The organism is Paenibacillus rhizoryzae, from assembly GCF_059686995.1.
Genome location: NZ_JCAALT010000007.1, coordinates 136,009 through 150,776, shown reverse-complemented (window position 1 = coordinate 150,776; position 14,768 = coordinate 136,009). Strand labels below are relative to the sequence as shown.

General features: G+C 52.5%; 13 protein-coding genes. 10 read left to right on the top strand and 3 right to left on the bottom strand.

Translation table 11 applies throughout. From position 1 onward, the window contains the following. Positions 1 to 64 precede the first annotated feature (64 nt). The 10 genes from AC6ESO_RS21290 (at position 65) to AC6ESO_RS21245 (ending at position 10,628) form a co-directional block, all read left to right on the top strand. Positions 65 to 2,182: a right-handed parallel beta-helix repeat-containing protein gene (locus AC6ESO_RS21290; RefSeq protein WP_497093140.1), complete on the top strand. Its 2,118-nt coding sequence runs from the start codon at positions 65 to 67 to the stop codon at positions 2,180 to 2,182. A gap of 87 nt (positions 2,183 to 2,269) precedes the next feature. Next, positions 2,270 to 3,424 (top strand): Gfo/Idh/MocA family protein, encoded by a 1,155-nt coding sequence (locus AC6ESO_RS21285; protein ID WP_497093139.1) that lies wholly within the window; start codon positions 2,270 to 2,272, stop codon positions 3,422 to 3,424. 18 nt (positions 3,425 to 3,442) lie between these two features. Then, positions 3,443 to 4,606: a dihydrodipicolinate synthase family protein gene (locus AC6ESO_RS21280; protein WP_497093351.1), complete on the top strand. Its 1,164-nt coding sequence runs from the start codon at positions 3,443 to 3,445 to the stop codon at positions 4,604 to 4,606. A 15-nt stretch (positions 4,607 to 4,621) separates the two neighbouring features. Beyond that, positions 4,622 to 5,443, top strand: a complete 822-nt coding sequence (locus AC6ESO_RS21275) for a sugar phosphate isomerase/epimerase family protein (protein WP_497093138.1) — start codon at positions 4,622 to 4,624, stop codon at positions 5,441 to 5,443. Positions 5,444 to 5,461: 18 nt separating this feature from the next. Beyond that, positions 5,462 to 6,259: a creatininase family protein gene (locus AC6ESO_RS21270; protein WP_497093137.1), complete on the top strand. Its 798-nt coding sequence runs from the start codon at positions 5,462 to 5,464 to the stop codon at positions 6,257 to 6,259. Between the two features lie 25 nt (positions 6,260 to 6,284). Next, the gene (locus tag AC6ESO_RS21265; protein ID WP_497093136.1) at positions 6,285 to 7,109 is read left to right on the top strand and encodes a sugar phosphate isomerase/epimerase family protein; all 825 of its coding nucleotides are present in this window, start codon (positions 6,285 to 6,287) and stop codon (positions 7,107 to 7,109) included. A gap of 13 nt (positions 7,110 to 7,122) precedes the next feature. After that, positions 7,123 to 8,295 carry an N-acetylglucosamine-6-phosphate deacetylase gene (gene nagA / locus AC6ESO_RS21260; protein ID WP_497093135.1) on the top strand — a complete coding sequence of 391 codons (1,173 nt, stop codon included), beginning with the start codon at positions 7,123 to 7,125 and terminating at the stop codon, positions 8,293 to 8,295. After that, positions 8,288 to 9,310 carry an ROK family protein gene (locus tag AC6ESO_RS21255; RefSeq protein WP_497093134.1) on the top strand — a complete coding sequence of 341 codons (1,023 nt, stop codon included), beginning with the start codon at positions 8,288 to 8,290 and terminating at the stop codon, positions 9,308 to 9,310. The genes nagA and AC6ESO_RS21255 overlap by 8 nt, the downstream gene beginning before the upstream one ends. Beyond that, positions 9,307 to 10,323: a zinc-dependent alcohol dehydrogenase gene (locus tag AC6ESO_RS21250; RefSeq protein WP_497093133.1), complete on the top strand. Its 1,017-nt coding sequence runs from the start codon at positions 9,307 to 9,309 to the stop codon at positions 10,321 to 10,323. Before AC6ESO_RS21255 ends, AC6ESO_RS21250 begins: the two co-directional genes overlap by 4 nt. Continuing rightward, the gene (locus AC6ESO_RS21245) at positions 10,323 to 10,628 is read left to right on the top strand and encodes a hypothetical protein (RefSeq protein ID WP_497093132.1); all 306 of its coding nucleotides are present in this window, start codon (positions 10,323 to 10,325) and stop codon (positions 10,626 to 10,628) included. The genes AC6ESO_RS21250 and AC6ESO_RS21245 overlap by 1 nt, the downstream gene beginning before the upstream one ends. Positions 10,629 to 10,889: 261 nt before the next feature. Here AC6ESO_RS21245 and AC6ESO_RS21240 read toward each other — a convergent pair whose 3' ends face one another. Genes AC6ESO_RS21240 through AC6ESO_RS21230 form a run of 3 tightly spaced genes read right to left on the bottom strand, consistent with a single transcriptional unit; the run spans position 10,890 to position 14,593 of the window. Continuing rightward, positions 10,890 to 11,846, bottom strand: coding sequence for a 1-phosphofructokinase family hexose kinase (locus AC6ESO_RS21240; RefSeq protein WP_497093131.1), 957 nt, complete (start codon positions 11,844 to 11,846; stop codon positions 10,890 to 10,892). Beyond that, positions 11,843 to 12,790: a carbohydrate kinase family protein gene (locus tag AC6ESO_RS21235; RefSeq protein WP_497093130.1), complete on the bottom strand. Its 948-nt coding sequence runs from the start codon at positions 12,788 to 12,790 to the stop codon at positions 11,843 to 11,845. Before AC6ESO_RS21235 ends, AC6ESO_RS21240 begins: the two co-directional genes overlap by 4 nt. Before the next feature lie 36 nt (positions 12,791 to 12,826). Beyond that, entirely contained in the window at positions 12,827 to 14,593 is a 1,767-nt protein-coding gene (locus AC6ESO_RS21230) for a DUF4091 domain-containing protein (RefSeq protein ID WP_497093129.1), read from the bottom strand. Between the last annotated feature and the right edge of the window lie 175 nt (positions 14,594 to 14,768).

Below are 14,768 nucleotides of genomic sequence, written 5' to 3'. Positions count from 1 at the left end.
GCAATCTGCGGTACGTTCAAGTAGACAAGAAATTCAACTATCGATTTCGGGGAGGTTTGCAGGAATGGTCAATCCATCACCCAGACGAGCTTTTATGATTACGATTGTCGCTTCCATGCTGATTTCATTGCTCATGATCGGCAGTGTTAGTACAGCTAATGGAGCGGCTGCACCGGTGAAGCTGAAGGCGTTATTTAACGTCGATGCCGAAAGCGGAGCTTATGATGCCGAGAAAAGCTTCGCATTCGAGGTGGATCAGAAGGACGGCTTTCAAACGATTAAGATGCCAGTTTCGGTATTGAAAACGCTAGTAGCAGATGGGAAGCTGGGCAGTATTGCTTTTGTACCTGCAGATGCTGCGCTTAATGACGATGGTGAACCGGTGGGCGGCTGGCCGGCAGACAAGGATGCCGTTTACGTGGACAAGATCAACCTCGGAAGCACGTCCATCTATGCGAATCAAGCGGATAAACCGTTCTATTTTCAAAATTTCATCAATGAAGATGATCTCTACTACACCTATTCCATCAATGGAATTGAAGCGAAGGATTGTGGGGTCAACGATTCCAAATGCGTAGCGTTCTCCGTAGCTGGGAATGCCGGCACCTCTTGGATGATCTACAAGGAGCCGATCGATCTGACAGGCGTAGCAGACTCGGAGAAGCTTACCTTCCAGTTCGACCTTAGCCGCGTGAAATACGGCAACTGGGTGCCGGATTCCTCGAAGAAGCAGCCCGGTGTGAACGAAGCACCGCCGGCTACAATCGAAATCGGGCCGGGCAAAACGTACGAGAACATCAATGATTTTGCATGGGAAACGCTTAAAGCAGGCGATGTCGTCTATGTGTATTACCGCGAAACACCTTACAAAGAGAAGATAGGCATCTTTGCGGAAGGGACGAAGGACCAGCCGATCCTTATTCATGGTGTTCCCGGTCCAAACGGCGAGCTTCCGAAGATTGACGGGAACGGGGCTGTATTCAGACCACTAAATCCGGTTCCTAATGCGAATCGCTCGCTTGTACGTATCGGCAAAGACAGCAAGCCGGCGAAGTATGTGACCTTCGAGAATTTCGAAGTGTTTAACGCCCACGCAACGAAGAAATATGTGAACGCAAGCGGTGCACTGGCCAGCTATGGATTTAATGCTTCCGGGATCTGGGTCGACAACGGCGATCACATTACACTCCGTAACAATAAGATTCATGACAACGGAAACGGCATATTCGGGACATCCTCGATGTATGTATGGGAAGGAGCGGTGATTGATTACACGTCGAAAAATATGCTCATTCAAGGCAATTCCATCTATGGCAACGGAAACGTCGGCAGAATGTTTGAGCATAACAGCTATATCGCGGCAATCGGCACCGTTTACGAGAATAACCATTACGGCGATTTGCTGCCAGGCTCGCAAGGGTATGGCTTAAAGGATCGCGGAGCCGGAACCGTTGTGCGATACAACTGGATCGAAGGCGGCAGAAGGCAAATTGCGCTCGATGATGCCGAGGATTCACCGCGTATCGTCCTTGATGCAACCTACAATGACTCGTTTGTCTATGCCAACGTGCTGATCGAACATGATCATCTGTTCGATACTTGGGGCGACGATGAGATTATTAACTTCGGCGGCGATAACGTCACGGTTCCGGATCGTCACGGTACGCTGAACTTCTTTAATAACACGGTTGTGACTTACAGACAGCAGCGTGTGTATGGACAAGACGGCGTGCCTGGCCTGAAAGATCCGGGCCGGATCGAACGGACGGTGCTGTTCTATGCACCGGGCAAACATGTGGATGCGCGCAACAATGTATTCCATAAAGCTGGCGCTAATCCGGCTCCGCTTGTCATTACGGATGACGACGGTTCAATCGAGCTGCGCAACAACTGGTTCACAGCAGGCTATTACTACGACTTCAATGAGCCGCTCCGCGTACCGGCTAAGAACATAGGCACGTTAACAGGAGCGGATCCGGGATGGATCGATGGTTCACTGAGCGGACAGAATTACAAGCTCAGCGCCAGCTCTGCCCTCATCGATGCCGGGGCGGGATTGCCGGGGCAATATGACGGTTTGATCGAGAAACAGTATGTGCTGCATCAGAATAGCGAGAAACGACCGGAGAAAGGCAAAATCGATATCGGCGCTTTCGAGTATTTGAAGAATGGCGGAAATTAACAGGTTTTATGGATTGATTCAGGGCGCCCGACTATCGGCGCCCTATCCTACCTTTTATCAACTTCTACTTAACGGAGGTACTACCAAATGACTACTCATACGATCGGTATTATTATGAACGGCGTTACAGGACGAATGGGTACAAACCAGCATTTGATCCGTTCCATTCTGGCGATTCGGAACCAAGGCGGTATCCAGCTTGCGAATGGAGATACGATTATGCCGGATCCGATTCTGGTCGGTCGACAAGCGCATAAGCTGCAGGCATTGGCACAGAAACATGGCGTTGCAAAATGGAGCACGGACTTGGAAACCTGTTTGGCGGACTCCAGCTATTCGATTTATTTTGATGCGCAAACTACGAACCGACGTGCGGAGAGCATTAAACAGGCGATCGCAGCAGGCAAACATATCTATTGCGAGAAACCGACGGCGGACAGCCTTGAACAATCGCTTGCGCTCGCGCGACTGGCGAGAGAAGCAGGTGTCAAGAACGGCGTTGTGCAGGATAAATTGTTCCTACCCGGCTTATTGAAGCTGAAACGGCTTGTGGATTCGGGTTATTTTGGACGGATTCTATCGGTTCGGATGGAATTCGGCTATTGGGTATTCGAGGGAGATTGGCAGGCAGGGCAGCGTCCATCGTGGAATTATCGCAAAGAGGATGGCGGCGGCATTATCGTCGATATGTTCGCGCATTGGCGTTATGTGCTTGACAATCTATTCGGGGAAGTGAAAGCGATTTCGTGCCTAGGTGCGACGCATATCCCGCAGCGGGTGGATGAGCAGGGGGAACGTTATGCATGTACAGCAGATGATGCGGCATATGCGACGTTCCTTCTCGAGAACGGAATCGTCGTTCAAGCGAATTCCTCGTGGGCGGTGCGCGTAGATCGTGATGATCTCCTAACCATTCAGGTGGATGGCACCGAGGGCAGCGCCGTTGCCGGTCTTCGGGATTGCAAAGTGCAGCATCGCGTGAATACGCCGAAGCCGGTCTGGAATCCGGACATTCCAAATCCGTTCCAGTTCACGCAGCAGTGGCAGGAAATGCCGGACAATCTGGTGTTCGAGAATGGCTTCAAGGTGCAGTGGGAGCTCTTCTTGAAGCATGTTGTTGACGACGCGAACCCCTTCCAGTGGGACCTGCTTGAGGGTGCAAAAGGGACGCAGATGGCGGAGCTTGGATTGCAATCTTGGGCCGAGCGGCGCTGGGTCGACGTACCGGCTTTGGAACTGTAGGAGGTGTAACCCACGATGATGAGGAAAAATATAGTATTACCTCGTGCCGGCGGCGAGTTATATCGGTATGAGCTCGTTGAAACTGCGCCGATTGCCGCACCTTCCGGACCTTTGCGGGGACGGATCGCTTATTCCGCGGTGCATGTCGTCTGTGATCCTTTCGCCGAGGCAGAGCCATTGCTCGGAGCTGCGATTGATTGGCAGACCACGATGGCGTATCGCCATCATCTGTGGTCGCTTGGCCTTGGCGTGGCGGAAGCGATGGACACGGCACAGCGGGGGATGGGGCTGGATTGGCTCCGCGCCAAAGAGCTGATTGGGTTCTCGTTGAAGGAAGCGGAGTCGGTGAAGGGGAAAATCGCTTGCGGCGCCGGAACGGACCAGCTCATGCCGGGACCGCAAGTAACGATTGATGAGGTCATTCGCGCTTATGAAGAACAGTGCGAATATATCGAGAGCCGAGGCGGGCAAGTCATTCTGATGGCAAGCCGCGCATTGGCTGCCGCAGCGAAATCGCCGGAAGATTATGAACGCGTGTACGGCAGCATTCTGCGTCAAGTCTCCCGTCCGGTGATTCTACACTGGCTCGGCGACATGTTCGATCCCGCACTCGCCGGATATTGGGGGGAGCGCAATGCGGATGCGGCGATGGACGTGTGTCTTCGCATCATTCACGCGCATCAAGACAAGGTAGACGGCATAAAGATTTCGCTGCTTGATGCGGATAAAGAAGTGCAGATGCGGCGTAAGCTGCCGAGCGGTGTTCGGATGTACACGGGGGATGATTTCAATTATCCCGATCTGATTCTTGGCGATGAGCAAGGGTACAGTCATGCCTTGCTCGGCATATTCGATGCAATTGCTCCGGTAGCCGCAGCAGCGATTCATGCGCTCGATCAAGGTGATCTTGCACGGTATCATGCGTTGTTCGATCCGACAGTTCCGTTATCCCGGCATATTTTCCGTCGACCGACTTACGCATATAAGACAGGCATCGTGTTTATGGCGTATCTGAACGGACATCAATCGCATTTCCGAATGCTGGGCGGTGCGGAAGGTGCGAGGTCTATCGTTCACCTTGCGGAACTGTTTACGTTAGCCGATCAAGCCGGGCTGCTTGCGAAGCCGGAGCTGGCTGTTCACCGCATGAAGCAAGTACTCGCACTGGCAGGCATAGAGTAGAGGGGAGTGAACGGCTTGGAAGAATTGACGACCTTTAAGCGGCTTAGCTTGAATCAAATTACGACGGATCGATTGTCGCTGCCGGAAGCCGTAGAGGCATGCTTGCGTGCCGACATTCCGTGGATTGCGCTGTGGCGTCATAAATTGGCACAAACAGGATTAACCGAAGCCAAGCGTTTGATTCGCGATTCCGGACTTCAGGTCTCGAGCTTATGTCGCGGCGGCATGTTTCCGGCAGCTACCCCAGAAGAACGCCTGCAGCGGATGGATGATAATCGGCGGGCGGTCGAAGAAGCGGCTGAGCTCGGAACGGATGTACTCGTCCTTGTCTGCGGCCCAGCTCCGGATAAAGATATTGCCGCAGCCAGGCTTATGGTGGAGGAAGGGATCGCCGAGTTGGTACCCTTTGCGGAGTCGTATGGGATTAAGCTTGGTATTGAACCTCTTCATCCGATGTATGCAGCTGAGCGTTCGGTGATCAACTTATTGTCGCAAGCGAATGAAATCGCCGAGAGGTATAGACCGGATCAAGTCGGCGTCGTTGTCGATGTGTTTCATGTGTGGTGGGATCCGTCATTATATGAACAGATTGCTAGAGCAGCCGGTAGAATTGTCGGATATCATGTGTCCGATTGGATAGTTCCGACGCCTGACCTGCTAATGGGGCGGGGCATGATGGGGGATGGGGTTATCGATCTGCGGCGCATTCGTAAGGCCGTTGAAGGAGCGGGTTATAACGGCCCGATCGAAGTGGAGATTTTCAACAAGGCGATCTGGGAGTTAGATGGCGATGAGTCGCTCTCCTTAATCAAGAATCGTTACTTGGAACATGTGTAAGGAGCGGAGGTAAGGATCATGAGAACCTATTATGAAGCGGATAAAGTACGAAGCGAAATTCCTAATGAACCGATTCCTGATGAAGTCAGGGCTATCTACTTGCGCCCGGGGGAGCTGCTATCTATTCAAGAGCAGTTCCCTGTTGCATTTCAGCCGCTCGGTACGTTGGAGTGGCATGGGAGACAGAATCCGCTTGGCGTCGATTCGCTTAAAGCCGAGCATTTATGTTTGGAAGCGGCGAAGCAAGCGGGCGGCGTTGTGATGCCTACGATTCATTTTGCGGCAGATGCTTATTGGGATGCAGGCTTTGGAATCGGCTATGGGATGGATGCGACTGCAGGCTACCAGCTTCCGGGTTCTTTTTATGCCATGGATACGGCACTTTTCTCCGCGCTGCTCATCAACGCATGCCGGAACTACTTAAATCGCGGCTTTAAGCTCGTCGTGCTCGTATCCGGTCACAATCCTTCGATTCAGCAAAATGTCCTCGATGAAGTGTGCTTCCATTGCAAATCGCCCGAAGGCGTCGAACCGGTCTGTTTTACGATGGATTATTTGCTGATGGATGCGGATGATCCGCGCCGTGCCAGCGATCATGCGGCAGGCATTGAAACGAGTATGATGCTGCATTTGAACAAGGACAGAGTCAACATGGCTGCCAATCTGGGACATACGCGCGAGCATCTTGGCATTGGCGGTTCCATGTTGTATTCGGACGCTACAGCGGAAGAGGGCGAGCTTCGGTTTAACCGGCAGGTCGCTGGTTTGGTCAAGTTTGCAACAGAACGTCACAATAGGCTGCTTGGCAAAATCTAAGGAAATCGAAGGTGATGAAGCGAACATGAAGTCGAAAATGAAGCTTGCCATCAACACGCTTGGTTGTCCGGACTGGGCTTGGGAGCGGATCATCGATGAAGCGGCCGGATTAGGCTGCGATGGCATTGAGGTCAGAGGGATTCAAGATGAAATGTTTCTCCCGAATTGTCCGCCATTCTTGCCTGACCAAATTGAATCGACGAAGGATGTCCTACGCAGCAACGGGTTGTCGATCTGTTGTCTCAGCACCTCGTGTTTCTTCCACTCCCCGGATCGGTACGAGGCAGCTATTCAAGAGGGGAAAGCTACTATTGATCTGGCGGAAAAGCTAGGCGTCCCTTATATTCGCGTGTTCGGCGATGCTATTCCGGATCCAAGCAATAAGGAGCCTGTATTTGCCGCAGTAGCTGCAGGATTGCAGGCTTTAGGTGAATATGCGGCTGGTAAGCAAGTTAGCGTGCTGATCGAGTCGCATGGCGATTTTGCCAATCATGATGATTTGCGAGAAGTCTTGAACCGGACGAACTGTTCCGCGATCGGCGTGTTGTGGGATATCCAGGTGACGTGCATGCATGGCGATGGCCAGTTACCGAGCGAAACGTACGCCAAGCTTGGCGAGCATGTCCGTCATGTGCATGTGAAAGACATTAGCGGAACCGGTGAAGGTGAACGAATTTGCTTGCTTGGTGAAGGCGATGTGCCGATTGCAGATTGTCTGGCTATTCTTCAAGAGAACGGCTACGACGGCTATTTGTCCTTCGAGTGGGAGAAGAGATGGCATCCTGACATTGAAGATCCGACGATTGCTTTTCCGGCATTCATGCAATATATGGCCCAGTTGAATAAGTAAAGGGGATGAAGCGATGGCAGCGCAAGCCATATGCTATGTTGGCGCCTCTGTTTATACACCTAATGGCATCGTGGAGCAAGGCAAGGTTATTGTAGACGACCATGGCCAGATAGCCGCTATCGGCGGGTCTGAGTTGAATGTGGAATCTCAGGTGGTGATGCAGGATGTGAGCGGCTTGCTTCTCATCCCCGGTTTCATAGATGTACATATTCATGGCGGCAACGGCTACAGTGTGATGACTGGTGAGTACGAGCACTTGGACGGCATTAGTAGATTCCATGCGGCGAACGGGACAACCTCGTTTCTGGCGACGACGACCACAGCGCCGCTTGAGCGAATTTCATTTGCGTTAGGTAAAATTGCTGCCGCTATTCGCGAAGGCGTCTCTGGGGCTGACTTGATCGGCATTCATCTGGAAGGGCCTTATATTGATGAAACGAGGCGAGGGGCACAGAGTAAAGCCGATATCCGCGAGCCCGCTGGGCCGGAGATTCAGCAGTTGATCGAAGCAGCCGAGCACCAGATTAGATTGGTGACGCTTGCGCCTGAAGTGCGCGGGGGACTTGAAGCGTTGAGGCAGTTGGTAAGTCTGGGGATTACGGTGTCGGCCGGACATTCGAATGCAACCTATCAACAGGTATGCGAAGCCGTTCGCAGCGGCCTTAGTCATACCACGCATCACTTTAATGGGATGAGTCCGCTACACCACCGCGAGCCTGGCCTAGCCGGTGCGGGACTGATGCTGGAGGAGCTGACAACGGAGCTGATTTGTGATGGCATTCATGTTCATCCGGCGGTAGTGAAGTTGTTGTTCGATCGGAAAGGTCCGGATCATGTCTGCATGATTACGGATGCCGTCACCTGCGCCGGTCTCGCTGATGGGGATTACGGTGAGGCCACGATGCATAACGGGCAAATCTATTTGAAGGATGGCTCCAGTCTTGCAGGAAGCTCGCTTACGATGATTAATGCGCTGCGGAATGCGATACGTTTCACGGGTTATTCGCTAGAGAAGCTGTTGCCGTCTATGACTTCGGTGCCGGCGCGTCAAGTAGGAGTCTCCGCTTCTAAGGGGTCGCTTGAGGCGGGAAAAGATGCGGATTTCCTCTTGCTAGATCCGGAACTCGAAATCGTGGCTACCTATGTTCGAGGGAAGTCGGTTTATCGGAGGGAGACCGATGGCTGAAGCAGCGGTGGACCTGGGAGCAATGGCTTTGAAACAAGCTTATGTAGGCGTAGATATCGGAGGTACCAATACCGTTATCGGTATTTTTAATCACTCGCGGCAGCTGCTTAAGAAGAAGTCGATCCCAACGCTGCTGCCACATTTGCCGAATAAAACGGACCTTCCCGGAACATTCTTTGATTCGCTGTCCGAAGAAATTTTCATATTGGCGAAGGATGCCGGTTGTTCAGATGGCTTGGCATTATGCGGCATGGGCGTTCCCGGCATCGTGGACCCGTCTCGTGGCAGGGCAGAAGCGGCATCGAATTTGGGCTGGTTTGGCGTACCATTCGCTGAACAGATGAGCAGTCGTTTGGGCATCCCGGTACGAATCGACAACGACGTGCGAATCTATGCGCTAGGCGAGGTGATTGCAGGTGCCGGATTGGGTTATCGCAATGTGCTTTGTTTGACAGTAGGTACAGGCATCGCGGCGGCTATCTTTGCTGACGGACGTATCGTTACGGGCGGGGACTATTTTGCCGGGGAAATCGGACATGATCCGGTGGATGGGGCAGACGGCGTTTGCATTTGCGGGCAACAGGGCTGCGTGGAAAGCATCGTGTCCGCAACCGGTATTGCTCGACTTGCGAGGGAGGCGGTTGAACGTGATGGCTCGTGTACCTCTTTGCGTTCATTGAACCGGGTACCTACTGCATTCGATGTCTACACCGCGGCTACGGCAGGTGATGTCGTTGCACAGGGGATTTTTCGATATGTTGGCGGGGTGCTCGGCTCCAAATTGCTGACCGCCGTCTGTTTGCTTAACCCGGATGCCGTCATTATTGGGGGCGGGGTTGCGGAAGCAGACGATCTGCTGCTCGGACCGATCCGCGACAAAATCCATGAGCGGTACGTCAATTCCAAGAAACCGGCGATTCTGAAAGCGAAATTAGGTGATTCCGCTGGACTAATCGGTGCCGTTACGTTTGCGCAGCAGTATCGTCATGGAGAAAGGAATGGAAGCGATACATGACATATTCACAGTTGGAAGTTACGAAGCTGGTGTTTCCCGGCCCTTTTGAGCTTGCATATGAAGCGGGGGTTCTTGATCTCGCTTCTGTGGAAGACGATCAAGTAGTGGTCAAGACCACGTACAGCTTAATCAGTCCGGGCACGGAGCTTGCGCTGTATACGGGCACTCATATCGATATCGATAATCCGCGAAATCGATTCGCCAAATTCCCGTTTTATCCGGGTTATGCTGCTGTTGGTGAAGTGATCGCTGCCGGTGACGGCACTGATTTTGAGGTGGGCGATCGCGTATTTACAGTGGGGCATCATGCGAGTTATGGCGTGTTTGGCGCCTCGGATGAGGAGATTGTCAAACTCTCAGACGGCGTCGAACCACAGCAGGCTCTATTCGCCAGAATTGCCGAAATCTCGATGACATCCGTTCTACAGGCGCGTGTTCGAGAAGGGGATTATGTAGTCGTGCTTGGTATGGGGTTGGTCGGTAATTTAGCGGCACAGCTGTACGCGAGGCAGGGAGCCATCCCGATCGGAGTCGATATGGTAGCTGAACGACTGGCGTTAGCCCGTAATACCCATTTGAAGCATGTCGTGCAATCGGGGACGGGTTTGATGGAAGCCATTCATCAGATTACAGGCGGCAAAGACCCTGATATCGTCGTCGAGGCAACGGGGGTTCCGGCACTAGTGAATACGGCGCTTGAACTGTGCAGAGTGCACGGACAGGTGATATTGCTGGGATCGACGCGCGGCCTGGTCACCATGAACGTGTATGACCATATCCACCGCAAAGGCGTCAGCTTAATCGGGGCACATGCCTCGATCAAAGATATCGACGGCCTTCCATCATCTGGCTCGCTCTATCGCGAGATGCTGCAGCTTATAGAAACAGGTGAACTAGTAGTGGAACCTTTCATCACGCATAAGCTTCCGAGTACACAAGCTAAACAAGGGTACGAGCTTTTGTTGAACAGCAAGGATGTAGCGCTTGGGGTCCTATTGGACTGGCGCGATTGATGGGCATTGTAATAGAGACGTCCGCTTCCATTAATAGGAGCGGACGTTTTTTCTTTTGGGAAACTCAACGCGGATATCCTGGGAAACTCGCAAAAGAAGCTCATCAGGGGATCTACTTTGGCGGAAAACAGGTGAAAATCGCAAAAGTAGCTCGCCTAGGGATCCATATTGGCGGAAAACAGGTGAAATTCGCCAAAGTAGCTCACAGAGAGATCTACTTTGGCGGAAAACTGATAGTAAATGCAAAAGTAGTTCGCCTAGGGAACAACATTGGTGGAAATGTGGTGGATTCACGTGAAGAGTAGCGCTGAGAGCAACACATTCGTTGGAAAGTGGTGGATTAGAGTAAAGAGTAGCGCTGAGAGCAACACATTCGCTGTAGGGTGCTGAATATGAGTAAAAAGTAGTTCTAGGAGCAACACATTCGCTGAAAAGTGGCAGATTCGTGGAATGAGTAGCTTTGGGAGCTACACAATCAGCATTTCGATTCGGACATGAAGAAAGAGTTGCTGCAGGAGCAACTCTTTCTCATGATAAATACGTTGCGTTCGGTTAGCGACCACAATTTAAAGGCTTGTGACATTCACTAGCGGAAGCAGCACCGCTACATCGGCTAAGTTTACTTGCCCGGTGCCGGGAGTCATCGCATTTGCGGTGCCAACAGCGACTGCGTACCGCAGTGCCGCCGAGATGTCCATGCCGCGTGAGCATGCGACGGTCCAGCCTGCGACAAAGGAATCGCCGCATCCAACCGCATTTACAGGTTGGATGCTCGGAGGAGTCGCCAGCCACAACCGTCCGTCCGGTGTTGCGGCAAGGCAACCGTCAACGCCCAGAGAAACAATCAAGTTTTGTACGCCATACTCGCCGAGCTGTGCTGCCATTCGGCGGACGGCGCCATAATCACGAGGATCGGAGCCGGACCATTGCCGAAATTCATCCTCGTTCGGTTTGACCGTATGCGGACCGCTTCGTGCGCCTAACGCAAGCGGTATGCCGCTCGTATCTAGCACAACATTAGCACCCGCCATATTGGCTTCTGTTATTAGCTCCGCATAGAATCGATCACCAAGCCCCCGCGGTAAACTACCGGATAGCGTTAACCACCGACCCGGCACACATAAGCTCCGCCATGCTGCTATAAATCTCTCTTTTTCCTCGGAGGAGATTACCGGACCTGGTTCCAACAACTCGGTCGAACGGCGACCGTCCTCCTCGATGATATTCAAGCAAATGCGAGATTCTTGCTCAATAGGGATCATCTGCTGTTCAAGGCCAATCTCTTTCAATTTGCTCATAATCCACGAGCCGTTGCTGCCTCCGGCGAATCCGGTCGCCAAGACGGGAGCGCCGAGTGCCGCCGTTACTCGCGCAACATTAAGTCCTTTTCCTCCCGCAGTGGCATCCACATGCGTTACCCGATTCACCTCACCCAGATGCAGAGCGGGGAGGACAAGCTGCTTATCAATCGCCGTATTCAATGAAGCACACACAATCGGAAGTCCACTCGAAGCTTCCGTCATATTGTCTGCAACCCCTTCGGCCACAGCTTTGCCAATCCCTCGCGCGAGACCGCACCGGCTCCGCCAATCGCAAGGGTAGATAGTGCCCCGCAAGCATTAGCGAACACGAGCGCTTCAGAATCGGTTTTGCCTTCGAGTTTAGCTGTAATAAACCCGGCATTGAACGAATCGCCTGCACCTGTCGTATCGACCGGATTTACAGAGAAGGAAGGAGCGAACTCGACAAGACCATCCTGGAATACGGCCATAGCGCCTTTGCTTCCGCATTTTACCACGACCGTACCACGAACTTCCGGCAAGCAATCCGGTAAACCTTCTATCGTATCCGATTCAAAAATTCGCATTGCTTCCTCTTCGCTAGGGATGAACCAATCGGTAAAAGCTAGCAGTGATCGAACTCGCTCGCGATCCCAATTCTCAGATGGATCCCATCCGGAATCGAAGGAAGTCGTGAGGCCATACGATTTGGCCTTCTTGAACACCTGGGCCCAATGCGGTTTCATCTGCTCTTGCAGGAAATACGAGCCAAAATGCACATGCGCAGCATCAAGAAAAATTCCCTCCGGTATGATTGCAGGCGAAACGGCGCCAATTGCTCCCATATACGTCAGAAGCGAACGATCTTTGCCATCTGATAGGGATAGCGTAACTCCGGTGCGCACATTGTTGTCTACTACAACATGCGTAACATCAACGCCAAGCCGCTCTAATTCCTTTACGCAGAATTGGCCGAGCTCATCCGCGCCGACAAGGGAAACAAAAGAAACGTCCACGCCTAATCCAGCCAAGCCTGCCGCTGTAATAGCAGAAGAAGAGCCTAACGCAAGCCGAAAATCCTGAATCAGCTTCTCGCGATTCGGTTCAGGCTGAATATCTGAATCGGCGAAGATCAAATCCACATTCAACTCACCAATGACGATAACTTTCCTAGCATTAGCGGACATGCGCAAGACCCCGTTTCGCAAAGGTATGAAGTGCTGCTATTTCAACTCAATCGCCGAAGCAACAATCAACTCAGCCGTTTTCCTCCGGTAGCTGTCCCAGTCACTCCCGCGTGACGACCATGAGGCTTGCCCATCCGCAATCGTTTCATGCATGCCGGTCGGAACGGCTTCCTTGGCGATCGCATCCGCCGCTCCACGGTTGCCGCGCTGCGAGGCAAGCCATAAATATTCATAATCCTGAATCCCTCTGCGGAGGTTCTTCATCCGAATGGAGCTAATCGGTCCGTTAATGCCCCGATCCTGTTCGCGGAAGAACGGATCGCGTCCGGGATAGAATAATATTCCGTCGCCATTGCCGAAGTGGACACCGTCATCCCCGTAATAAGCAGCCTCATTTTGGGCTACATACATGAACGTAACCGGATATTGAAACACATTCTGATTCCAGCGACCGCGCGGGCCTTGATGGTTATGGCGCCAGTGCGTGCCATGCCAGATGAAATACCCTTCAATGCCATAACGCCAGCGCAGCCAAGCATTCACGCGCATATCGACTGCTTCCGATTCCAGAATGAGCGACCCATGATAGGGACGGTAGCCATTGTAGAACCACAGCTTATCTCCGGTTTCCTCACATTTCCGGACGGAAACAGGATCGATCTTATGAGCGCACCAGATGTCGATGGCAGCCTCGATTTCCGGCGTGAATCTACGCGTCGTTAAGAGTGGTAATTTGCTGCCGGAACCTGCGGAATCATGGATGGTTGTCGCCTGTGCATTAATCCACTCGTATTTCGCCGGGAGCGGCTCATCTATTAAATAACAGAAATAAACGCCGGGCCACTTCAAACTTTCAAAATAATCCACCCACTTGTCCGCTTCGCGCTGAATTTCCGCCGGCACACTCCCGAGCACTTTACCTCCGTACATCCCGACCGGAAATACCCCTTCACCTACATGCTCGCCCGGGCCTTCATAGCCGTTCTCTCTGGTAAAGAACGATCCATCGAGGTAAGGCGCATATTGTTCCATCATCGCAGCGTCAAAACGATTGTTGTGCACATCCGAGCCAACCAAATCGAACCGATGGCGATGCGACATTCTGCGAAGCCGATCCCGAATATCAGGTGTATCCGGGAAGTATTCTTCGATTTCGTTTGCATACACAAAGGTGACCGAGTGATTCTCGTCCGGCAGCGCAAAATCATAGAGCTGCAGCTCGACCGGCAGCTTCGCGACCAGCTCCTCGCCGCACCGCACGGTCACCGCACCAAGGTAAATCCCCGGTTTCAACGATGCATCGCGCGGAACATACACATCGATCCAGAAGCCTTGGTTGGAGCGGGGCGTCATGTGCACGGGTTGCCCGCCAAGCCCCGGCTTGGCATCTGCGGGAATAAGCGCATCCGGTATCCAGCCGGAGCGATGAAGCGGGGGAGCGGATTCCGCATAGAACCATTGAGGCGCCGTTCCGAGATCGGGGGAGACGTATAAATAATGCTGCGTGAACACTTCGATACGCCGGCCAACGGAATTGGAGGGATCTTCATCGAGCAAAGCGGCATTTTCCATTCGGCATTCTCCGAACTCCGCATGAACAAGCTCGGACATTTCGACACAGAGCCCGGTAACCTCCGTGCTGCCTGCTTCTACGATAACCTGGAACGCGACCGTCTCGTTCCTTGCCCCGAACAAACGAATCGTGCTGCCATCCCATACGCTGTTTCCCTTTTTATTCGGATTCGCCAAATCTTCCTTCAACACCTTCTCGCCGTCATTCACGGCCCACACCGAAAGCTTCATATTGGATCAACTCCTTCTATATAACCGCTATCCTAATTGTGCGCCTTAGAAAGGCAAAGGGAAACTGTAGAAATTTCGCATGGTTCACGAATTTACCGTATCTTTACTAGTCGCTTTTTTCAGTTCTTCACGAATTTTACGGCCAGCACAAAATAAATGAACTAGTGAAAAAAGC